Source organism: Arenimonas sp. (assembly GCF_022842045.1).
GTDB lineage: Bacteria > Pseudomonadota > Gammaproteobacteria > Xanthomonadales > Xanthomonadaceae > Arenimonas.
In genome coordinates this window covers 1-21,219 of sequence record NZ_JALHQI010000050.1, presented here as the reverse complement: position 1 = coordinate 21,219, position 21,219 = coordinate 1, and the positions used below count along the sequence as shown (strand labels likewise).

General features: G+C 71.9%; 19 protein-coding genes and 1 pseudogene. 12 read left to right on the top strand and 8 right to left on the bottom strand.

The features are described 5' to 3' along the window. The 12 genes and pseudogenes from Q0C12_RS10825 to Q0C12_RS10770 all read left to right on the top strand — a co-directional run. Nucleotides 1-1,225: leucyl aminopeptidase family protein (locus Q0C12_RS10825; protein WP_290890166.1), on the top strand; the 1,225-nt coding region annotated here is incomplete at its 5' end. Nucleotides 1,226-1,355: 130 nt separating this feature from the next. Next, complete coding sequence (locus Q0C12_RS10820; RefSeq protein ID WP_290890163.1) at nt 1,356-2,588, top strand: efflux RND transporter periplasmic adaptor subunit; 1,233 nt, start codon at nt 1,356-1,358, stop codon at nt 2,586-2,588. Nucleotides 2,589-2,673: 85 nt separating this feature from the next. After that, nucleotides 2,674-3,366 carry an ABC transporter ATP-binding protein gene (locus Q0C12_RS10815; protein WP_290890160.1) on the top strand — a complete coding sequence of 231 codons (693 nt, stop codon included), beginning with the start codon at nt 2,674-2,676 and terminating at the stop codon, nt 3,364-3,366. 10 nt (nt 3,367-3,376) lie between these two features. Continuing rightward, nucleotides 3,377-4,537: an ABC transporter permease gene (locus tag Q0C12_RS10810; protein ID WP_290890157.1), complete on the top strand. Its 1,161-nt coding sequence runs from the start codon at nt 3,377-3,379 to the stop codon at nt 4,535-4,537. 10 nt (nt 4,538-4,547) lie between these two features. Then, complete coding sequence (locus tag Q0C12_RS10805) at nt 4,548-5,729, top strand: ABC transporter permease (RefSeq protein WP_290890154.1); 1,182 nt, start codon at nt 4,548-4,550, stop codon at nt 5,727-5,729. 96 nt (nt 5,730-5,825) lie between these two features. Beyond that, nucleotides 5,826-6,719: pseudogene (gene rarD / locus Q0C12_RS10800) on the top strand (EamA family transporter RarD); the annotation flags it as partial. A gap of 134 nt (nt 6,720-6,853) precedes the next feature. After that, nucleotides 6,854-7,942 (top strand): alpha/beta hydrolase, encoded by a 1,089-nt coding sequence (locus tag Q0C12_RS10795; RefSeq protein ID WP_290890150.1) that lies wholly within the window; start codon nt 6,854-6,856, stop codon nt 7,940-7,942. A gap of 44 nt (nt 7,943-7,986) precedes the next feature. After that, nucleotides 7,987-8,421: an iron-sulfur cluster assembly scaffold protein gene (locus tag Q0C12_RS10790; RefSeq protein ID WP_290890149.1), complete on the top strand. Its 435-nt coding sequence runs from the start codon at nt 7,987-7,989 to the stop codon at nt 8,419-8,421. Continuing rightward, nucleotides 8,418-9,428, top strand: coding sequence for an XdhC family protein (locus Q0C12_RS10785; protein ID WP_290890146.1), 1,011 nt, complete (start codon nt 8,418-8,420; stop codon nt 9,426-9,428). The genes Q0C12_RS10790 and Q0C12_RS10785 overlap by 4 nt, the downstream gene beginning before the upstream one ends. Next, the gene (locus Q0C12_RS10780; protein WP_290890144.1) at nt 9,425-10,039 is read left to right on the top strand and encodes a nucleotidyltransferase family protein; all 615 of its coding nucleotides are present in this window, start codon (nt 9,425-9,427) and stop codon (nt 10,037-10,039) included. Before Q0C12_RS10785 ends, Q0C12_RS10780 begins: the two co-directional genes overlap by 4 nt. A 34-nt stretch (nt 10,040-10,073) precedes the next feature. Further along, entirely contained in the window at nt 10,074-10,529 is a 456-nt protein-coding gene (locus Q0C12_RS10775; protein WP_290890140.1) for a (2Fe-2S)-binding protein, read from the top strand. A 46-nt stretch (nt 10,530-10,575) separates the two neighbouring features. After that, entirely contained in the window at nt 10,576-12,726 is a 2,151-nt protein-coding gene (locus Q0C12_RS10770) for a xanthine dehydrogenase family protein molybdopterin-binding subunit (protein WP_290890137.1), read from the top strand. A gap of 32 nt (nt 12,727-12,758) precedes the next feature. On the opposite strand, the gene yedA is transcribed toward Q0C12_RS10770, so the two are convergent. The 8 genes from yedA to Q0C12_RS10730 form a co-directional block, all read right to left on the bottom strand. After that, entirely contained in the window at nt 12,759-13,643 is an 885-nt protein-coding gene (gene yedA / locus Q0C12_RS10765; RefSeq protein ID WP_290890134.1) for a drug/metabolite exporter YedA, read from the bottom strand. Continuing rightward, on the bottom strand, nt 13,640-14,500 hold the full coding sequence (locus Q0C12_RS10760; RefSeq protein WP_290890133.1) for a methylated-DNA--[protein]-cysteine S-methyltransferase: 861 nt from the start codon (nt 14,498-14,500) through the stop codon (nt 13,640-13,642). The genes yedA and Q0C12_RS10760 overlap by 4 nt, the downstream gene beginning before the upstream one ends. Nucleotides 14,501-14,555: 55 nt before the next feature. Further along, the gene (locus tag Q0C12_RS10755; protein ID WP_290890130.1) at nt 14,556-16,730 is read right to left on the bottom strand and encodes a carboxy terminal-processing peptidase; all 2,175 of its coding nucleotides are present in this window, start codon (nt 16,728-16,730) and stop codon (nt 14,556-14,558) included. A gap of 107 nt (nt 16,731-16,837) precedes the next feature. After that, nucleotides 16,838-17,845, bottom strand: coding sequence for a lipoyl synthase (gene lipA, locus Q0C12_RS10750; RefSeq protein ID WP_290890127.1), 1,008 nt, complete (start codon nt 17,843-17,845; stop codon nt 16,838-16,840). Between the two features lie 12 nt (nt 17,846-17,857). Next, the gene (gene lipB, locus Q0C12_RS10745) at nt 17,858-18,556 is read right to left on the bottom strand and encodes a lipoyl(octanoyl) transferase LipB (RefSeq protein WP_290890168.1); all 699 of its coding nucleotides are present in this window, start codon (nt 18,554-18,556) and stop codon (nt 17,858-17,860) included. Next, nucleotides 18,553-18,831 carry a DUF493 family protein gene (locus Q0C12_RS10740; RefSeq protein ID WP_290890124.1) on the bottom strand — a complete coding sequence of 93 codons (279 nt, stop codon included), beginning with the start codon at nt 18,829-18,831 and terminating at the stop codon, nt 18,553-18,555. Before Q0C12_RS10740 ends, lipB begins: the two co-directional genes overlap by 4 nt. Before the next feature lie 53 nt (nt 18,832-18,884). Beyond that, on the bottom strand, nt 18,885-20,030 hold the full coding sequence (locus Q0C12_RS10735) for a GGDEF domain-containing protein (protein WP_290890122.1): 1,146 nt from the start codon (nt 20,028-20,030) through the stop codon (nt 18,885-18,887). A 49-nt stretch (nt 20,031-20,079) separates the two neighbouring features. Further along, the gene (locus Q0C12_RS10730; protein WP_290890119.1) at nt 20,080-21,219 is read right to left on the bottom strand and encodes a D-alanyl-D-alanine carboxypeptidase family protein; all 1,140 of its coding nucleotides are present in this window, start codon (nt 21,217-21,219) and stop codon (nt 20,080-20,082) included.

Below are 21,219 nucleotides of genomic sequence, written 5' to 3'. Positions count from 1 at the left end.
GCTGGCGATTACCGGCGACGACGGCCGCCCGGCCTATGTCCTGGTGGTGCTGGCCGACGCCGCCGACCCGCTGGCGCTGGCGCACCTGCCCAGCCTGTTGCCGGCCGGCGCCTACCGCCTGTGCCCGCAGTCGCCGGCCGCACTGGCGCCGGGCCAGGCCCTGCTGGGCTGGGGCCTGGGCGCCTACCGCTTCAGCCGCTACCTCAAGCCCGCGCGCGAGCCCGCGCAGCTGGTGCTCGAGGGCGAGGCGGACGCCGAGGCGCTGGCCCTGCTCGAGGCCAGCACCCTGGTGCGCGACCTGATCAACACCCCGACCGAGCACATGGGCCCGGCCGAAATCGAAGCCGCCGCCGCGGAGCTGGCCAAGGTGTACGGTGCCCGCCTCGACGTCGTCGCCGGCGACGACCTGCTGGCGAAGAACTTCCCCGCCATCCACGCCGTCGGCCGCGCCAGCCACCGCGCGCCGCGCCTGGTCGAGCTCAACTGGGGCAACGACGCCCACCCGCGCCTGGCCATCGTCGGCAAGGGCGTGTGCTTCGACACCGGCGGCCTGGACATCAAGGGCGCCGACGGCATGCGCAACATGAAGAAGGACATGGGCGGCGCGGCGCACGCGCTGGGCCTGGCCCGGGTGGTGATGGCGCTGAAGCTGCCGGTGCGCCTGCAGCTGCTGGTGCCCGCGGTCGAGAATGCGATCGGCCCGAACGCCTTCCGCCCCGGCGAGGTGCTGGCCACGCGCCTGGGCCTGAGCGTCGAGGTGGACAACACCGACGCCGAGGGCCGGCTGGTGCTGTGCGACGCGCTGGCCTACGCGGCCGAGTCGAAGCCGGCGCTGCTGATGGACTTCGCCACGCTCACCGGCGCCGCCCGCATCGCCCTGGGCCCGGACCTGCCGGCGCTGTTCGCCAACGACGACGTCCTGGCCAACGACTACCTCGCCGCCGGCCAGCGCACGCGCGACCCGCTGTGGCGCATGCCGCTGTGGCGGCCCTATCTCAGCTACCTGAAGTCGGGCATCGCCGACCTGGCCAACTCCGGCGCCTCGCGCATGGCCGGTTGCATCACGGCGGCCGTGTACCTGGAGCGCTTCGTGCCCGAGGGCCAGGCCTGGACCCACGTGGACGTCTACTCCTGGAACGACAGCGACCGCCCGGGCAAGCCCGCCGGCGGCGAGGCGCAGGGGCTGCGCGCGGCCTGGGGCCTGCTGAAGGCGCGCTTCGGCTGAGGCGCCGGCCTGACAATCGTCAGGCACCGCGCATGATCGGCGGCACTGCCGGCAAAAAGTGCATTCCGGCACCTTGGCCTCACGGGGTCGCTGCGTAAACTGGCCCCTCCCCAAGGAACCCCGTGACGCGATGACTTCCCCCGACCTGCTCAACCAGCTCCGCATCGACCGCAGCGCCGCGCCGCCTCCGCGCAAGGGGCGGGGCAAGGCCGGCCTGTTCATCGGCCTGGCGGTGGTGGTGGTCGGTGCCGCCGTGGCCTTCGGGCTGCTTCGCGAGGCGCCGCTGCCGGTGGCGGTGGCGGCCGCGCAGGCCGAGACCGGGGCCGCCCCGGGCGCCAGCTCGGTGCTCGATGCGTCCGGCTACGTCACTGCGCGCCGCATCGCCACGGTGTCCTCGAAGATCACCGGCAAGGTGCTCGAGGTCTACATCGAGGAAGGCCAAAAGGTGGCCGAGGGCGAGATCCTCGCCCGCCTGGAACCCACCGACGCCGACGCCCAGCGCAATCTCTCGGCCGCCCAGCTCGCCGCCGCGCGCAGCGATGTCGGCCGTGCCGAGGCCCAGCTCAAGCTGGCCGAACAAACCCTGGTGCGCAGCCGCGACCTGGCCGCGCGCAAGCTGGTCGCCGCCGCCGCGCTTGACCAGGCCCAGGCCGAGCGCGACGCGCTGGCCGCGCAGCTGCAGTCCGCGCGCGACAACGTGCGGGTGGCCACCCAGGCGCTGGCGCTGTCCGACATCGGCGTGGACAACACCGTGGTGCGTGCGCCCTTCGCCGGCGTCATCACCGTCAAGGCGGCGCAGCCGGGCGAGATCATCTCGCCGATCTCGGGCAGCGGCGGCTTCACCCGCACCGGCATCGGCACCGTGGTGGACATGGAGTCGCTGGAGATCCAGGTGGACGTCAACGAGGCCTTCATCGGCCGCGTGAAGCCGAAGCAGAAGGTCGAGGCCGTGCTCAACGCCTACCCGGACTGGCGCATCCCGGCCGAAGTGATCGCCATCGTGCCCACCGCCGACCGCAGCAAGGCCACGGTGAAGGTGCGCATCGCCCTGCTCGAGCGCGACGACCGCGTGGTGCCCGACATGGGCGTGCGCGTGTCCTTCCTCGAAGAGCGCGAGCCTGCGGCGGCCGACGCCCCGGCCGTGGTCGGCGTCAGCGTGCCGGCCGAGGCGGTGGTGCAGCGCGACGGCCGCAGCGTCGCCTTCGTGGTGAAGGACGGCCGCGCGGGGATGCGCAACGTCGAGGCCGGTGAACCACGCGATGGCCGCCGGCGCATCACGCGCGGGCTGGCGGTGGGCGAGCAGGTCGTGCTGTCGCCGGTGGCGGAGTTGGTGGATGGCGCGAAGGTAGTCGTTGGTTCCTGAGCGAAAAGCTTCGGGGCTGAAGCCCCTCCTACAGTCAGAGCATCGGGACTGAAGTCCCTCCCACAGAAGAAAGGCGAGGTTGGCCATGAGTGATTCCCTGGTAGAGATCCGGCAGCTCACGAAGAAGTACGTCCGCGGCAAGCAGTCGGTGGAAGTGCTGCACGGCATCGACCTGGACATCCCGCGCGGCGACTTCGTGGCGCTGATGGGGCCGTCGGGCTCGGGCAAGACCACCCTGCTGAACCTGATCGGCGGGCTGGACACGCCCACCGCCGGCAGCGTCGCGGTGGACGGCAAGCGCATCGACCAGTACAGCGGCGGCGACCTCGCCCGCTGGCGTGCCGAGCACGTCGGCTTCGTGTTCCAGTTCTACAACCTGCTGCCCGTGCTGAGCGCGCAGAAGAACGTCGAGCTGCCGCTGCTGCTGTCGAAGATGGGCAGCGCCGAACGCGCCCAGCGCGCGAAGGTGGCGCTGACCCTGGTCGGCCTGGCCGACCGCGCCGGCCACAAGCCCAGCGAACTCTCGGGCGGCCAGGAGCAGCGCGTGGCCATCGCCCGCGCGCTGGTGACCGACCCGACCCTGCTGGTCTGCGACGAGCCCACGGGCGACCTCGACCGCAAGACCGCGGACGAGATCCTGGGCCTGCTGCAGGTGCTCAACCGCGAGCACGGCAAGACCATCATCATGGTGACGCACGACCCGAAGGCCGCCGAGTACGCCAGCCGCACGGTGCACCTCGACAAGGGCCAGCTGGTCGACGCCGCGCCGGCGCACTGAGGCCGCCGCCATGACCAAGACCGGCTTCGTCCTCGCCAACCTCTTCCACAAGAAGACCCGCACCTGGCTTACCCTGCTGTCGGTGGTGATGGCCTTCGTGCTGTTCGGCCTGCTGCAGTCGCTGAACCTGGTCTTCAGCGCCAGCCCCGACTTCATCGGCGCCACCCGGCTGGTGACGCAGTCGCGGGTGTCGTTCACCCAGTCGCTGCCGATGCGCATGGTGCCCGAGATGGACGCCATCCCCGGCGTGCAGCGGGTGATGTACCAGCAGTGGTTCGGCGCGGTGTTCCGCGAGAACCCGCAGATCTTCGCCTTCGCGGTCGACCCCGAGCGCCTGCACGACGTCTACCCGGAGTGGGTGATGCCGGAGGAGCACTGGAACGCCTTCCGCGACACCCGCACCGGCATGATCGCCGGCCGCCTGCTGGCCGAGCAGTACGGCTGGAAGGTCGGCGACAAGATCCCGCTGCAGTCGAACATCTTCCCGCAGAAGAACGGCAGCAAGGACTGGACCTTCGACCTCGTGGGCATCTACGACGGCAAGGACGACCAGTGGCAGCAGCAGACCGCCGGCGGCATGTACATCAACCATGCCTACTTCGCCGAGGCCACCCAGTTCGGCGGCGGCAACGCGGGCATCTTCGTGCTGCGGCTCGAGGACCCGGACATGGCCGAGTCGGTGGCGATGGCCGTGGACAAGCGCTACGAGAACTCCGCCGATGAAACCAAGACCCAGACCGAGAAGGACTTCCAGGTCGGCTTCCTGAAGCAGCTCGGCGACATCGGCCTGATCGTGCGCTGGATCCTGTTCGCGGTGTTCTTCACCCTGCTGCTGGTGGTGGGCAACACCATGGCGCAGAGCGTGCGCGAGCGGGTGCCGCAGTTCGCGGTGCTCAAGACGCTGGGCTTCAGCGACAACAGCGTGCTGGGCTTCGTGCTGGCCGAGACGGTGGCGCTGTGCGCCATCGGCGGGCTGCTGGGCCTGTCGCTGGCGACGCTGCTCGGCGCCGGCATCTCGAAGGCCGCCGGGCCGATGATGCCGGTGGCCGTGGACGGCCGCGTCTGGCTGAGCGGCGTCATCGCCATCGTCGTGCTGAGCGTGGTGGTGGGCCTGCTGCCCGCCCTGCGCGCGCGGCGCCTGAAGATCGTCGATGCCCTGGCCGGGCGCTGAGGAGAACCCCATGTTCCGACAGATCTTCGCCATCACCGGCCTGAACCTGCGCTCGATCCCGCAGCGCTGGGGCCCCTCGCTGGTCATCGTGATCGGCCTGGCCGGCGTGGTGGCGGTGTTCACCGCGCTGCTGGCCATGGCCCAGGGCTTCCAGGCCACGCTGCAGGACGCCGGCCGCACCGACAACGCCATCGTGCTGCGCGGCGGCTCCGGGGCCGAGCTCAACTCCGGCTTCGGCGGCGACAGCGCCGACATCATCAAGCTGGGCCCTGGCATCCGGAAGGGCAGCGACGGCAAGCCGCTGGCCTCGGGCGAGCTGATCGTGATCACCGAGCTTCTGAAGAAGGGCGAGACCATCAACGGTGCCAACGTCACCCTGCGCGGGGTCGAGCCGGCCTCGTTCGAGCTGCGGCCGCAGCTGAAGATCATCGAGGGCCGGCGCTTCGAGCCGGGCCTGCGCGAGATCATCGTCGGCGCCGGCGTGGCCCGTTTGTTCGACGGCGCCGGCGTGGGCGAGACCCTGCGCATGCGTGGCTCGGACTGGACCGTGGTCGGCATCTTCGAGGCCGGCGACGCCAACGACAGCGAGATGTGGGCCGATGCCGGCACCGCGCAGTCCACCTTCAACCGCGGCAACGGCTTCAGCGCGGTGCGCGTGGGGCTGGAGTCGCCCGAGTCGCTGGAGACGCTGAAGGCGGCCCTGGCCGCCGACCCGCGGCTCACGGTGGAAGTGCTTCAGGAACAGGCCTACTACAGCGCCCAGACAGGCCAGTTCCGCGCCACCATCTCGGTGCTGGCCGGCGTGGTGACCTTCATCATGGCCCTGGGCGCGATCTTCGCGGCGCTCAACACCATGTACGCGGCGGTGGCCACCCGCACCCGCGAGATCGCCACCCTGCGCGCCATCGGCTTCGGCGCGATGCCGGTGCTGGTGTCGGTGATGGTGGAAGCGGTGGTGCTGGCCTTCGTCGGCGGCGTGGCCGGCGCCTTCATCGCCTGGGCGATGTTCGACAACCTGTCGGTGTCCACCCTGGGCCAGAGCTTCACCCAGGTGGTGTTCGCCTTCCAGGTGTCGCTGCCGCTGGTCCTGTCGGGCCTGGCGATCGCGATGGTGATCGGCTTCATCGGCGGCCTGCTGCCGGCGGTGCGCGCCGCGCGCATGCAGGTCACCACGGCGCTGCGCACGCAATAGCCCCGGGGCGGCCCGGGTGGCCGCCCCCGGCAACTGACCGTTGCAGGCACGCAGGCCCCGGCCGGCGGATAATCGCCGCCTTGCCCGGAGCCCGCCGTGACCCACCCCATCGCCATCGACCGCAAGGGCCTCGCCGCCGCCATCGCGTCCTACGTGCTGTGGGGCGTGTTCCCGCTGTACTGGTACCTGCTCAAGCACGTGCCGGCGCTCCAGATCATCGCCCACCGCATCGTCTGGTGCGCGCTGTTCGTGGTCGGTTACCTGGTGATCCGCGAAGGCTGGGGCTGGCTGCGCACCGCGCTGTCGCGGCCGAAGGTGGGCTGGATGCTGCTCGCCAGCAGCCTGCTGATCAGCTTCAACTGGGGCGTGTACATCTGGGCGGTGACCAACGGCCGCGTGGTCGAGGCCAGCCTGGGCTACTTCATCAACCCGCTGGTGAACGTGCTGATCGGCGTGCTGGTGCTGGGCGAGCGGCTCAACCGAGCGCAATGGACCGCGGTGGCGATCGCGACGGTGGGCGTGCTGTGGCTGGCCTTCTTGCACGGCGATCCGCCGTGGATCGCGCTGGCGCTGGCTTTCAGCTTCGCGTTCTACGGCCTGATCCGCAAAGTGGCGAACGTGGACGCGGTGCCGGGCCTGGCGATCGAGAGCCTGATCCTGCTGCTGCCGGCGCTGGCCTGGCTGGGCTGGGCCGGCGTGCAGGACGTCGGCGCGTTCGGTGACGGCAACCTCGGCAGCGACGTGCTGCTGGTGATCGGCGGCGCGCTGACGGCGCTGCCGCTGATCGGCTTCGCCTACGGCGCGCGCCGCATTCCCTACTCGCTGGTCGGCATCCTCCAATACATCGCGCCGACGCTGCAGCTGCTCAGCGGCGTGTGGCTGCTGGGCGAGGGCTTCAGCGGCACCCAGGCGGTGGGCTTCGCCTGCATCTGGGTGGCGCTGGGCGTGTATGCCGCCGACGGGTGGCGCCGCTCGCGGCGACAGCCGCTGCGCGCGGCGCGCGAGCACGCCGCCGAACAGGTGCCCACCTGCGACGGCGCGATGCCGCCGGCCGACGGGCACCCGCCGCCGCGCGGCTAGCAGAAAGGCGCGGTCTTCACGCGCCAGCCCACAGGCTCGGTGCCATGACATCGCTTTCCCGCCCGTTCCTCGCGCTGGCCGCCTGCTTCCTCCTGGCGGCGAGCGGCGACGCGGCGGCCCGCGACCTGCACGAGCGCATCGCTCGCCCCGAGCGCGGCGACACGCCCTACGGCGGCGCGAAGTACCTGCAGTTCCTGCGCCAGGTCGGCAGCCCGCTGGAGTCGCTGGTGCGGCCCGGCGAGCCGACGCTGGCGTTCGCGGTGATCGAGCCGCGCGACTTCGGCCTCGACTACCGCTACCAGCGCGCGCCCGACGAGCTGGGCATGCGCTTCGCATTCCGGCCCGATGCGCCGCGGCGGCCGCCGCCGGTGCGCGGCACCGTGGTGATGCTGCACGGGCTGACCATGGATGCCAGCACGCAGGGCCTGTGGGCGATTGCGCTGGCCGAAGAGGGCTACCGCACGGTGCTGCTGGACCTGCGCAACCACGGGTTCTCCGGCGACGGCCCGGCCGGCTTCGGCACCCGCGAGGCCGGCGACGTGCAGGCCCTGCTGGCCCGGCTGCGCGCGGAGCGGCGGCTGGCCGAGCCGGTGGTGCTGTTCGGCACCTCCTACGGCGCGGTGACCGCGCTGCATGCCGCCGCGGCGGACGAGGCGGGCATCGCCGGCGTGGTGGCGATGGAGCCGTTCGCGAATGCCGGTGATTCCGTGCGCCAGTTCGTGGCGCGGCTGAAGTCCGGCGAGGGCGGCTGGTCCGCGCGCGCGGTGGGCTGGTGGCTGCGTCGCACGGTGCCGGACGCCGAGCTCGACGCGGCGATTGCCCGCGCCGGCGATACGCTGGGCCTGGACCTCGACGCACTGGACACCGCGGCGCCGCTGGCCGCGACGCGCGCCTGCGTGCTGCACCTGCACGGCGCGAAGGACACGCTGGTGCCGGTCGAATCCGCCCGTACCCTCGCCCGCGCCGGCAACGGCCGCCTGCACTACGCCGAGCTGCCCGACGAGAACCACTATTCCCTGCCCGCCCGCATCGACTGGCTGCGCGCCCCGCTGCGCGAGTGGCTGGCGCGCGTGCCGCCGGCCGGCACCGGCGACTGCCCGCCGCTGGCGCTGCCGCCCGACCCCCTGGCCTGACGATGCCTTGCCGCTTGCGGGCACGCATGCGCTAATCGCAGGCGATGGCCGAACCCGCTTCCTTCGCCGACCTGTACCGCGAGCGCGTGCTTGAGCACGGTCGCGCGCCGCGACATGCGGGTCCGCTGGCGGACGCCAGCCACCGTGCCGCTGCGCACAACGCGCTGTGCGGCGACCGCGTCAGCGTCGAACTGCGGCTCGATGCCGCGGGCCGCATCGTCGCGCTGGGGCATCAAAGCGAAGGCTGCCTGCTCTGCCTCGCCTCGGCATCGCTGATGGCCTGCGACGTGCCGGGCCGCGATGCCGCCGGCGTGGCGGCGCGCCTGCAGGCGCTGCGCACCGCCATCGCGAATGGCGACGGCGACGGCCTCGATGACCTCGGCGCATTGGCCGGCGTGGCCGCGCACCCCGCGCGCCACCGCTGCGTACTGCTGCCCTGGGAATGCCTGCAGCAGGCGCTGTCCGGTGGTGCCGCATGAGCGCGATCGGCGGCCTGCGCGGCGTACTGGAAGCCGCGAGCGCACTGCGCGCCGCGGGCCGACGTTTCGCACTGGCGCTCGTGACCGACACCGAGGGCTCGACCTACCGCAAGGCCGGCGCGCTGGCCGTGGTTGCCGAGGACGGCGCGCGCACCGGCACGATTTCCGGCGGCTGCCTGGAGCCGGCGCTGGTGATGCTGTGCCAGCAGGTGATCGCGGACGGCCGCCCCGGCCACACCGTGTTCGACACCCGCGGCGACGACGACCTGCTGTTCGGCTCCGGCTCGGGCTGCCGCGGCCGCATGCGCGTGCTGGCCTGGCCGCTGCCGGGCCCGGGCGAGGGCCTGCTCGACGCGCTGCTGGCGGCGGATGCCGAAGGGCGGGCGCTGGCGCTGGTGGTTTCGTACGAGGGCGGGATGCCCGCTTGGCGTCTCGTGGACCGCGAAGAGGGAACCGGTGGCAGGCCGGGCCTGGAGGACCCTGGGCGTGATGCCGGCAAGCTTTTGGTGACCGCGCCGGCTGGCGGGATCCTGTTGCGGATCGCGCCGGTCCCGAAGGTGCGGCTGCTGGGTGCCGGGCCGGAAGCGGCGCCGCTGCTGGCCTTGGGCCACACGCTGGGCTGGCACCTGCGGATCGCCGACCATCGCGAAGGACTGCTGGCCGATGCGCGCATTCCGGCCGACGTACCGCGGCAGGTGCAGCGCCCGGCCGCGGCGCTCGCCGACGCCGCCCGCCCCGACGACGCCGTGCTGGTGATGACCCACCTCGCCAGCGCCGACCTCGAAGCGCTGCGTGCGCTGGCGCCGCTGCCGGTGCCCTACGTCGGCCTGCTCGGCCCGCCCGGTCGCCGCGATGAACTGCTGGCGCGGCTCACCGACGCGGAACGCGCCGCGCTGCAGCCGCGCCTGCGCGCACCGGTCGGCCTGTTCCTGGGCGGCGAAGGCCCGGAGGCCATCGCGCTCGCGATCGCCGCCGACCTGCAGCGCCACTTCCACGCCAAGCCGTGAACGCACCGCGCCATGCGCTAGTGCTGCTCGCCGCCGGTGGTTCGCGGCGGCTGGGCCAGCCCAAGCAGCTGCTGCGCCTCGATGGCGAAACCCTGGTGCACCGCGCCGCGCGGCTCGGGCTGGCCACCGCGCCGGCCGAGGCCATTGTCGTTTGCGGCGCGAATGCCGATGCGGTGTGGGCCGGAGTCGCCGACTTGCCGCTGCGCAAGATCGCATGCTCCGCCTGGGAAGCTGGCCTCGGCGAATCGCTGGCCGTTGGCCTGGGCGCACTGTCGCCCGACATCGACGGCGCGCTGGTCCTGCTCTGCGACCAGCCTGCCCTCGACGCCAGCCATCTGCTCGCGCTGCGCGATGCCTGGCGCGGGGACCCCACGCGCGCCGCCGCCAGCGAATATGCCGGGGTGCTGGGCGTGCCTGCCTTGCTGCCGCGCCGCTGGTTCGCGCCGCTGGCCGAAGGCGGCCACGACCACGGCGCGCGCGACCTGCTGCGTGCGAATGCCGACCAAGTACACGCGGTCCCGGCCCCATCGCTCGCCGACGACGTGGACACGCCGGAGCAGGCCTCGGGCCTCACCCGCCCTTCACTTGGAGCCAACCCGGCACAGGAGTAGGCTCGTCGGCAGCCCAGCCGCCGCGAGGTCTCCCATGAAGCTCACCGTCAATGGCGTCGAACACGACGTCGACGCCGCGCCCGACACGCCGCTGCTCTGGGTCCTTCGCGACCTGATGGGCCTGACCGGCACCAAGTACGGCTGCGGCATGGCCCAGTGCGGCGCCTGCACCGTGCACCTCGACGGCCAGCCGATGCGCTCCTGCGTGCTGCCGGTGTCAGCGGTCGCGGGCCGGCCCGTCACCACCATCGAAGGCCTGTCCACCGACGGCAGCCACCCGGTGCAGCGCGCCTGGGCGGAGCTCGACGTGGTGCAGTGCGGCTACTGCCAGTCGGGCCAGATCATGGCCGCCGCCGCGCTGCTCAAGGTGGTGAACAACCCCAGCGACGCCGAGATCGACGAGGCCATGACCGGCATCGTCTGCCGCTGCGGCACCTACCCGCGCGTGCGCGCCGCCATCCATCGCGCCGCCGAGCTCGGCGACGCCTGATCCGCCGGCGCCGCCCGCCGGGCGCGCCCGTTCAACGGAGAGACCCGTGAACAACGACCACATCCCGTCCCGCCGCAACTTCCTCAAGGCCAGCGCCCTCGTCGGCGGTGGCCTCGTCGTCGCCTTCGTGGTGCCCGGGGGCCGCAAGCTGGCCTTCGCCCAGGCGCCCGCCGGCGCGACCCTCGTGCCCAATGCCTTCCTGCGCATCGGCGCCGATGACCGCGTCACCGTGCTGCTGGCGCATTCGGAAATGGGCCAGGGCATCTGGACCACGCTGCCGATGCTGATCAACGAAGAGCTCGACGCCGACTGGTCGAAGATCAGCGTTGAACACGCACCGGCCGCGCCCGCGTACGCGCACACCGCCTTCGGCGCGCAGATGACTGGCGGTTCCACCACCACCTGGTCCGAGTTCGACCGCTACCGCCAGGCCGGCGCCACCGCCCGCACGCTGCTGGTGCAGGCCGCGGCCGCGCGCTTCGGCGTCGCGGTGGCCGACTGCCGCGCCGGGAATGGCCGCGTCATCGCCGGCAACCAGAGCGCCAGCTATGGTGAACTCGCCGAAGCCGCCAGCGCCCTGCCGCCGCCGGGCGAGGTGGCGCTGAAGGCGCCGTCCGAATGGAAGCGCATCGGCAAGGCCACCCGCCGCCTGGACACGCCGGAGAAGGTCACCGGTCGCGCCGTGTTCGGCATCGACGTGCAGTTCGAAGGGCTCAAGACCGCGGTGGTCGCGCGCGCGCCGGTGTTCGGCGGCAGCGTGAAATCCTTCGACGCCACCGCGGCGCTGGCCGTGGCCGGCGTGCGCAAGGTGGTGCAGGTGCCCTCCGGCGTCGCCGTGGTGGCCGACCATTTCTGGGCCGCGAAGCAGGGCCGCGACGCGCTGCAGGTCGAGTGGGACCTGGGCCCGAACGCCGCGCTCGACACCGATGCGCTGCGCAAGCAGTTCGGGGAGCTGGCCGGCACGCCCGGCGCGGTCGCGGCGCAAGCGGGCGACGCCGCGAAAGCGCTGGCCGCTGCCGGCAAGGTGGTCGAGGCCGAGTACTTCGTTCCCTACCTAGCCCACGCCGCGATGGAGCCGCTCAACTGCACCGTGCGCATCAGCGACGACGGCTGCGAGCTCTGGACCGGCACTCAGTTCCAGACCGGCGACCAGGGCGCCGCGGCCGCCATCCTCGGGCTCAAGCCCGAGCAGGTGAAGATCAACACCACCTTCCTCGGCGGCGCCTTCGGCCGGCGCGCAGTGCCGGGCAGCGATTTCGTTTCCGAAGCGGTGCACGTGGCGAAGGCCGCCGGCATGCCTGTGAAGACCGTCTGGACCCGCGAGGACGACACCCGCGGCGGCTACTACCGCCCGATGTTCCTCGAGCGCGCGCGCGTGGTGCTGGGCGAAGATGGCCTGCCGTCGGCCTGGCACCAGGTGATGGTCGGCCAGTCGATCATGCTCGGCACGCCTTTCGAGGGAATGATCAAGGATGGCGTGGACGCGTCCTCGGTGGAGGGCGTGTCCGACTCGCCCTACGTCAAGGCCACGCCCGACCACCGCGTCGACCTGCATTCCCCGCGCACCGGCATCCCGGTGCTGTGGTGGCGCTCGGTCGGCCACAGCCAGAACGCCTTCGTGATGGAAAGCCTGGTGGACGAACTGGCGACCGCGGCCGGCCAGGATCCGCTGGAATACCGCCGCCGCCTGCTCAAGGACCACCCGCGCCACCTCGGCGTGCTCAACCTCGCCGCGGAGAAAGCCGGCTGGGGCGCGAAGCTGCCCGAGGGCCGCGCCCGCGGCATCGCGGTGCATGAGTCCTTCGGCAGCTACGTGGCGCAGGTCGCGGAAGTCTCGGTCGAGCGCGGCGCGGTGCGCGTGCACCGCGTGGTCTGCGCGGTCGACTGCGGCGTGGCGGTGAACCCGCTGATGATCGCGGCGCAGATGGAATCCGGCATCGTCTACGGCCTGACGGCGGCGCTCTACGGCCGCATCCGCGTGAAGGACGGCCGCGTGCAGGAGTCCAACTTCCACGACTACCGCCCGCTGCGGATGGACGCGATGCCGGTGGTCGAAACCCACATCGTCCCCAGCACCGAACGCCCCGGCGGCGTCGGCGAACCCGGCACCCCGCCGATCGCCCCGGCCGTGGCCAACGCCCTGTTCACCCTCACCGGCCAGCGCCTCCGCGAACTCCCGCTGCGCTTGGGTGCCTGAAGCGGTTTTTTGCCACGGATGAACAAAAGCTCTTAAACACGAGCCTTCGCACGGGTGATGATGACGACGCCAGCGAGGATGACGGCCATGGCGCCGATGGCGTCCACGCCGACGCGTTCGCCCAGCAGCACCGCACCCAGCAGCACCGCGATCGGCGGGTTGACGTAGGCGTAGCTGGTGGCCAGCGCCGGGCGCACGTGGTGCAACAGCCAGACGTAGGCGCTGAAGCCGACGATCGAACCGAAGGCCGCGAGGTAGCCCACCGCGAGCGTGGCCTTGAGCGGCGGCACCTCGGTGATGCGTTCACCGAGCAGCAGCCCCAGCACGCCCATCGCGGCGCCGCCGCAGAGCATCTGCGCCGCCGTGCTCATGAACGGCGCCGGCAGGTCGCGCCCGCGGCTCCACACCGAACCGAAGGCCCAGGCGATCGGCGCCAGCAGCAGGGCCACCATGCCGACCAGGCTGGCCTGCATCTCGCCGTCGAAGTTCAGCCACACCACGCCGGCGAAACCGATCACCAGGCCCAGCCATTCGCCGCGGCTGGGATGCTGGCCGCGCAGCACGCCGAACAGCCCGGCCCACAGCGGCATCGAGGCCACCGCCACCGCGGCCAGGCCCGATGACACCGTCTGCTCGGCGACGTTCACCAGTCCGTTGCCCAGCAGCATCATGAACAGGCCCATGATCGCGGCGTTCTTCCACTGCGCGCGCGTGGGCGGCGCGTGGCCGCGCCAGCGCAGGAAGGCGTAGAACACCGCGCTGGCCGCCAGGAAGCGCAGGCTGCCCATCAGGAACGGCGGGTAGCCCTCCAGCCCGACGCGGATCGCGAGGTAGGTCGAGCCCCAGACCAGGTAAACGCAGGTGAGTGCGATCGCGACCGCGAGGGCGGTCGGGGGCGCGGCGGCGGTTTGCTTCATGCGCGTTGCTTTGCCGGGCTGCGGCGGTGGGATTCGGCCTCGAGCAGGGCCTGCTTGCGGGGCAATCCCCAGCGATATCCGCCGAGGCTGCCGTCGCCCCGGATGACGCGGTGGCAGGGCACCAGCACGGCGACGCGGTTCGACGCGCAGGCGCGGGCCACGGCGCGCGCGGCGGTCGGCGCGTCGAGGCTGGCGGCGAGTTCGGCATAGCTGCGCGTTTCGCCCGCGGGGATCTTCATCAGCGCCTGCCAGACGCGCTGCTGGAAGGCGGTGCCGATCAGCTCGACCGGCACGCTGCCGCGACGCTGTGCCAAGGCATCGGCAACCGCCTGAAGCCGCGGCGCCAGGAAGTCGTCGCGACCGGCGTCCACGCGCTGCAGCGAAGCGCGCGGGAACTCCTCGCGCAGGTCGCGCTCGAGCGCCGCCGCGTCGTCGCCCAGTGCGACGGTGCAGATGCCGCGCGCCGTGGCGGCGACCAACGCCTGCCCCAGCGCGGTGTCCACCAGCGACCAGCGGATCTCCAGGCCTTCGCCACCGCGACGATAGGCCAGCGGCGGCATGCCCAGGCGCGCGGCGCCGTCCTCGTACACGCGGCTGGGCGAACCGTAGCCGGCGTCGTAGAGCGCATGCGTCACCGCCTGGCCCTGGCGCAGGCCGCGCTTGAGCGTGGCCAGGCGGCGCTGGGCCAGGTACTCGGCCGGGCTGAGCCCGAACTGTTCGCGGAACCGGCGCTGCAGGTGGCCGGGGCTGAGGCCGACGGCGGCGCCGAGCGCCTCCAGGCCCAGCTCCTGCGTGTCCAGGAGCTGGCGGGCGCGTTCGAGGCGGGCGTCGGCGTGGGGGATGGCGCGGGTTTCCATGCGCTCAGGCTAGCCGGCGCCCGGGGGGCCGGCTATCCGGATCTTGCGGAAGCAATCACTCCGCCCAGACCGTGGCCCGGCGGGTCACCGGCAGCACCTGGGCGGTCAGGCCGCGGTCGGCCGACAGCAGGTCCAGGGCATCGGCCAGGATCGCCGCCGACTCGCGCAGCAGCGGATCCGGGCGGGTCTTGGCCAGCTCTTCCTCGGCCGCCTGCTGGGCGACGCTGCGCTCGCTGGCGGTCAGGCCGTCGTCGGCGCGGGAGAGCTGGTCCTGGTCCAGGCCCAGGGCCTTGCGCTCGGCGGCGCGGGCCTGGCGCTCGGCCTCGAGGCGGTCGCGCTCGGCGCGGCGCTCGGCCTCGTTGAGCGAGAGCGACTTGCGCTCGCGGTCGGCGCGGAACTTGGCCACGTCCTCCGACCACCAGGTGAACTCCGGGTCGGTGGCGATGCGGGTGCGGTGCTGCGCCTGCAGCTGCGGCAGCAGGCGGGAGAAGTTGCCGACGTTGGCGTGCGGCGCCTGCGCGATGCGGGTGGCCGGCAGCGCGTTGTCGTAGCTCGACTCGCCGTACTCGCTGGCGTCGAGCGTGACCGGGAACTGCAGGTCGGGCACCACGCCGGCGTGCTGGGTGGTGCCGCCGTCGACGCGGAAGAACTGCGCCACGGTCAGCTTCACCTGGCCGAACTTGGCGTCGTCCTTGCGCGGGAATCGGTCGAAGTCCATCAGGCTCTGCACGGTGCCCTTGCCGAAGGTCTGCTCGCCAATGACCAGGCCGCGGCCGTAGTCCTGGATGGCCGCGGCGAAGATCTCGGAGGCCGAGGCCGAGCTGCGGTTCACCAGCACGGCCAGCGGGCCGTCCCAGGCCACGCCGCTCTGGTCGTCGGCCGACACGCTGACGCGGCCGCCGGTCTCGCGCACCTGCACCACCGGGCCGGTGTCGATGAACAGGCCGGTGAGCTCCACCGCCTCCACCAGCGAACCGCCGCCGTTGTCGCGCAGGTCGATCACCACGCCGTCCACGCCTTCCGTGCGCAGTTCGCGCAGCAGCTTGGCGACGTCGGCGGTGGCCGAGCGCGCGTCCGGCTCGCCGCGGCGCTTGGCTTCGAAATCAAGGTAGAAGGTGGGCAGCTCGACCACGCCGATGCGGCGCTCGCCGACTTCGATCACGCGCTTTTGCGCGGCCTGCTCCTCGAGCTTGACCTTGTCGCGGACGATGGTGACCAGCTGCGGCTTGGCGTCCAGCCCGGCCTCGGCCGGCAGCACGTCCAGGCGCACCTGGGTGCCCTTCTTGCCGCGGATCAGCGCAACCACGTCGTCGATGCGCCAGCCGACCACGTCCTGCATCGGGCCACTGGTGCCCTGGCCGACGGCGACCACGCGGTCGCCGACCTTGAGCACGCCGCCCCGGCCCGCCGGACCGCCCGGCACGATGGTGCGGATGACCACGAACTCTTCCTGACGCTGCAGCACCGCGCCGATGCCCTCGAGCGAGAGGCGCATCTGCATGTTGAAGTTTTCGGCGCTGCGCGGCGACATGTAGCTGGTGTGCGGGTCGATCGAGCTGGCGTAGGCGTTCATGAACTGCTCGAACACGTCGTCGCTGCGCAGCTCGTGCACGCGCTCGCCCAGGCCGGCGTAGCGCTTGTCCAGGGTCTTGCGGATGTCTTCCTGGCTGCGGCCGGCCAGGCGCAGGCGCAGCACGTCGTTCTTGACGTACTTGCGCCAGGCGTCGTCGAGCTCGGCCGGGCCGGCGGCCCAGGCCACGTCCTCGCGGTCGTATTCCCAGGTCTCGTCCTTGGTGAAGTCGAAGGGCTGGGTGAGCAGCTTGCGCGCGTAGGCAACGCGCTCGTCCACGCGCTTCACGTAGGTGGCGAAGATGTCGTAGGCCGCGGTGAGCTGCTGGCTGCGGATGGCGTCGTCGTGGCGGTCGCGGTAGACGTCGAAGCGGGTGATGTCGGCCTGGGTGAAGAACAGCTTCTGGCCGTCGAGCGACTCCAGGTAACGGCGGTGGATCTCGCGCGACATCGCGTCGTCAAGCGGCTTGGAGCGGTAAACGTAGCGGCTGTCGGACAGCAGGCCGTAGACCAGGCGAGCGGCGGCAGCCTGCTCGGCGCTGGGCTGGAAGCTGGCGGCCGCCGGGGCGTTCGCCGGGGGCGCGCCGGGCGTCGTGGCGGCGGCCACGGCCAGCGCCAGCGGCAGGGCGGCGGAGAGGGCGATCAGCTTTTGCTTGAGCATGGCGAGGGTCCGGTGCGTAGGGGGCCAGCATGCGCTCCACCCAAGGGGGGAGCGTGTGCCGATAGTGCTATCGAGGGGCCATGGCCCGATGGTACCCCCGCCCCGGTTCAGGCGGACCCGTCGACGAAGCCGGCTTCAGCCGCCATTCGGTCGGCGTGGTAGGACGAGCGGACCATCGGGCCGGAAGCCACGTGCGTGAAGCCCATGGCCAGGCCTTGGACCTCCAGCGCCTTGAATTGTTCCGGCTCCCAGTAACGAAGCACCGGATGGTGGTGCGGCGTGGGCTGCAGGTACTGCCCGATCGTGACCATGTCCACGTCATGGGCGCGTAAATCGCGCAGCGCGCCCAACACCTGGTCGTAGTCTTCACCCAGGCCCAGCATGATGCCGGACTTGGTCGGCACGTCCGGGTGCTGGGCCTTGAAGCGCTTGAGCAGCTGCAGCGACCAGTCGTAGTCGGCGCCCGGGCGCACGTTGGCGTACAGCTCGCGCACGGTCTCGAGGTTGTGGTTGAACACGTCCGGCGGGTTCGTGGCCAGGATTTCCAGCGCGCGCTCCATGCGGCCCTTGCCGCGGAAGTCGGGCGTGAGGATCTCGATCTTGAGCTGCGGCGACAGCGCGCGCGCCTCGCGGATGCAGTCGACGAAGTGCTGGGCGCCGCCGTCGCGCAGGTCGTCGCGGTCCACCGAGGTGATCACGACGTAGCGCAGCCCCATGTCGGCCACGGTGCGCGCCAGGCTGGCCGGCTCGCTGGCATCGGGCGGCTTCGGGCGACCGTGGGCAACGTCGCAGAAGCTGCAGCGGCGCGTGCAGACCTCGCCCAGGATCATGAAGGTGGCGGTGCCGTGGCTGAAGCACTCGTGGATGTTCGGACAGCTGGCCTCTTCGCAGACCGTGACCAGGCGGTTCTCGCGCAGCTTCGACTTGAGTTTCGCGACCGCGTTGCCGGCCGGGATGCGCACCCGGATCCAGCTGGGCTTGCGCAGCACGGGCGCGTCGGCGTCGAACTTCACCGGGCTGCGCGCGATCTTGTCGCCGCCCAGCTGCTTGGCGCCCTCGACCAGGGGCGAGCCCAGCACCTGCAGCGGAATGGTCTTGGCGGCGGGGTCGGACATGGCGGGGGCGGCTCAGTCGGAGGGAGGAAAGTCGGGGAGATCCGGGCGGGACCGGGGCACCAGGCCCAGGGTCCGGGACAGGGCCTGGACCAGTTCGGGGGCCAGCGCGGCGGGGTCGCCGGGGCCGCCCAAGTCTAGCACCGAGGTCACTTCCAGCCCCTGGTAACCGCAGGGATTGATGCGCCGGAACGGCTCGAGGTCCATGGCCACGTTGAAGGCCAGGCCGTGGAAGCTGCAGCCGCGCCGCACCCGCAGGCCCAGCGCCATCACCTTGGCGCCGTCGACGTAGATGCCGGGCGCGCCGTCCTTGCGGGCGGCGGCGATGCCGTGGCCGGCCAGCACGTCGATCACGGCCTGCTCGATGCGGCAGACCAGCTCGCGCACGCCCAGGCCCAGCCGGCGCAGGTCCACCAGCGGGTAGGCCACCAACTGGCCGGGGCCGTGGTAGGTGACCTGGCCGCCGCGATCCACCTGCAGCACCGGGATGTCGCCCGGCGCCAGCACGTGCTCGGGCTTGCCGGCCTGGCCGAGCGTGAACACCGGATCGTGCTCGACCAGCCAGAGTTCGTCGGGGGTGTCGGGGCCGCGGGCGTCGGTGAAGCGCTGCATGGCGCGCCAGACCGGCTCGTAGGGCTGCCGGCCCAGCGTGCGAACGGACCATTCGCGCCGGGCGGCGGGCGCCTCGCCCGCGACCGGGCAGGCCGCGGTCACAGCGTCCACTTCACCGCCGGGTGCTCGCGCAGCGCGCCGTGCGCGGCGTCGTAGTCCTCGCGCGAATGGGCTTCGAACACGAGGGTCACGGAGACGTAGTTGCCCTTCGCCGACGGCTTCACCCGCAGGCGGTCGCGGTAGATGGTCAGGCCCAGCGCCTCGAGCACCATCGGCACGACCAGGTGCAGGTCGGCCTCGGCCGCGCCCATGGCGCTGATCTCGAAGATGCCGGGGAACTGGAACCCGTGCTCGGGGTTGTCGGACTGGATGCTCATGGCCGTCATTATGGGGGCGCGGGCCGCGCCTCCCAAGCCTCCGCGGCCCCGGTTCAGGCCGTGCCGAGGTCGATGCGGACGCGATTCCGGCCGTCGGTCTTGGCCTGGTACATGGCGCGGTCGGCGGCACGGTAGAGGTCGGTGCCTTCCGCGCTGCTGCCCGGGGCCAGGCTGGCCACGCCGATGCTGACCGTAATCGCCAGCAGGCCCTCGCGCAGCTCCAGCGGGTGCAGTTCAAGGCTGGCGCGCATGCGTTCGGCGGCCTCGGCGGCGCCGCGGGCATCGAGGCCCGGCAGCAGCACGCCGAACTCCTCGCCGCCCAGCCGCGCCAGGTGCACGCCGGGCGCGGTGAACACCTCGCGCATGCGGTCGGCGAAGCGGGCCAGGCAAACGTCGCCCGCGTCGTGCCCGTATTCGTCGTTCACATACTTGAAGTGGTCCAGGTCCATCACCAGCATCGCCAGTGGCTGCTGGCGCATGCGGCACTCGACCAGCAGGTGGTCCATGGCGCCGCTGAAGTAGCGTCGGTTGGCCAGGCCAGTCAGCGGATCCACGCGGCTGAGGGTCTCGAACTCGTCGCGCTGGCTGCGCACGCGGTCGTACAGGTCGAGCTGGCCCTGGTACTCGCGGTAGCTGCGCACCATCACCAGGCCCAGGTAGGCGGTGTAGATGCCCATCGTCACCACCACCGACAGGCTCTCGCCGGCGTAGGGCATCAGCACCGGCGCCGGCACGTAGATCAGCCCGATGCCGAGCGCCGCCCGCCCCAGCCGCAGGCTGTAGTTGTGCGCGAACGCGGTGGCGAAGGCGATGGTGCAAAGCAGGGCCGCGGTGCGGCCCGGCGCCATGTGCGGATCCAGCATCGTCCACGACAGCACGCCGCCCCACAGCGCCGCGGTGGCCAGCACCACCGCCCAGCGGGAATCGAGCCAGGCCTGCAGCCGCGCGGCGGGCGCGTCGTCCGGTGGCGGCCGCGGCAGGAAACGCAGGATGGCCAGGAGCAGGAACGCCAGCCCCACCAGGCCACTGGCCAGCGCGTGGCTGGCAAAGGCGTCGCTGGGCGCGGCCACCACGACCCAGGCGAGCAGGTAGAACGCGCCGCCCGTGACCAGCCGCTGCCGCGTGTCAGCGACTTCGCGCGCGAGCCGCGGCGACTGCACTGGCCTTGCCTGGTCCTGCATCCGGCGCGCCCCCTGCACTGCCCGGTCCGCCGCGCGCCATCAGCGCGCGGCAAATGGATGACTCAGTTTATTCGCTTTCCCACCACAGCCAGAAATCGTCGCTCATGCGCTTGAAGAAGCCGCCCTCGGCGACATCTTCCAGCGCCACCAGCGGGCGCTCGGCGACGACCTTGCCATCGAGCGAGAGCTTCAGCGTGCCGATGGCCTGGCCCTTGGTGATCGGCGCCAGCAGCTGCTTGGGCACGTCCATGCTCGGCTGCAGCTCGGCGTAGCGGCCGCGCGGCAGCGTCACCAGCAGCGGCTCGGCCACGCCCAGCGCCACGGTCTCGGCGGCGCCGCGCCACAGCGTCTGGTCGGCGACCTTGGCGCCGGCGGCGTAGACACTGTGGGTCTCGAAGAAGCGGAAGCCCCAGTTGAGCAGCGCGAGGTTGCCCTCTTCCCGGGCGCGGAAGCCTTCGGTGCGGTTGGTGGTGTCGATGCCCAGCACCACCGAGATCAGGCGCTGGTCGCCGCGCTTGGCCGAGGCGGCGAGGCAGTAGCCGGCGGCCGAGGTGTGGCCCGTCTTGAGGCCGTCCACGCTGGCGTCCTTCCAGAGCAGGCCGTTGCGGTTCCACTGCTGGATGCCGCCGTAGGTGAATTCCTTGATCTTGTAGAGCGCGTAATGTTCCGGGAACTGGCTGATCAGCGCGCGCGAGAGGATGGCGATGTCGCGCGCCGTCATCACGTGGCCCTCGGCGGTGAGGCCGTGGGCGTTGACGAAATTCGTGCGGGTCATGCCCAGCTGCTGGGCATAGCGGTTCATCAGGTCGACGAAAGCCGCCTCGCTGCCGCCGACGTGCTCGGCCAGCGCGATCGCGGCGTCGTTGCCGGACTGGATGACCAGGCCGTGCAGGATGTCGTCGAGCTTCACCTCGGAATTGACCGCCAGCGCGCTGTAGCTGCCGTCGGTGCCGGCGCCGCCGGAACGCCAGGCGTTCTCGCTGATGCGCACCATGTCGTCGGCCTTGACCTTGCCCCGCGCCATCTCGGCGGCAACCACGTACGAGGTCATGACCTTGGTGATCGAGGCAGGATCGAGCGGCGTGTCGATGTTCTCGCCGGCCAGCACCTGGCCACTGGTGTGGTCCATCAGGATCCAGGCCTTGCCCTGGGGCACCGGGGCCGACGGCATCGGCGCCGCGGCGGGCGCGGCCGGGGCGGCGGGCAC